Here is a 567-nt window from a genome sequence, read left to right as displayed (position 1 = left end):
CTCTTTTTTCTTTCGCTGGATGATGACAGAAGGATTGAGTACCGCGACGGATATGAAGGACATTCCATTGAGCGATTTGAATGACTTAAAGAAGGAAACGGTAGAAAGCTACATATTATACTTGCAGGAGTCGCATTTATATGAGCGTTCCGCTTTGCTCTCAAACCCTACCAAAAGTGCGAAGAAAGAGTACAGTGACCGCACCATCAGTAGAAAAATATCAAGCCTGAAATCGCTTTTTCATTACTTGTCTGCCCTCGCTGAGGATGAGAATGGGGAATCGTATTTGACGCGAAATGTACTCGCCAAAATCGAGCTGGAGATCACGGAGCTGACTCCCCTCGCACGCGCCCACGCCATTCGGGCAAAAATCCTGATTGACGACGAAATCTATCAGTTCGTCGATTTTGTCTACAACGGATATTTAGCTCATTGTGATACGGAAAAAAAGAAGCAGTATCACATGCAAAACCGCGACCGGGATACTGCCTTGATCGCGATGATTCTCTCCGGTGGCTTCCGTGTGTCAGAGATTGTCAGTCTCGATCTATCCGACATTATAATGGA

Annotated in this window: 1 protein-coding gene; it reads left to right on the top strand. The window is 45.5% G+C overall.

Going from position 1 to position 567, the window contains the following annotated elements; genetic code table 11:
• Window positions 1-567 (top strand): site-specific integrase (locus C7R94_RS29590; RefSeq protein WP_483296254.1); only part of this gene is annotated, 567 nt, incomplete at both ends.

The sequence above is a fragment of the Brevibacillus sp. NRRL NRS-603 genome (genome assembly GCF_003013445.1).
In the GTDB taxonomy this organism is placed as follows: domain Bacteria; phylum Bacillota; class Bacilli; order Brevibacillales; family Brevibacillaceae; genus Brevibacillus; species Brevibacillus formosus.
The sequence above is the reverse complement of the archived record's forward strand: the minus strand, read 5'-3'. Positions and strand labels throughout refer to the sequence as shown.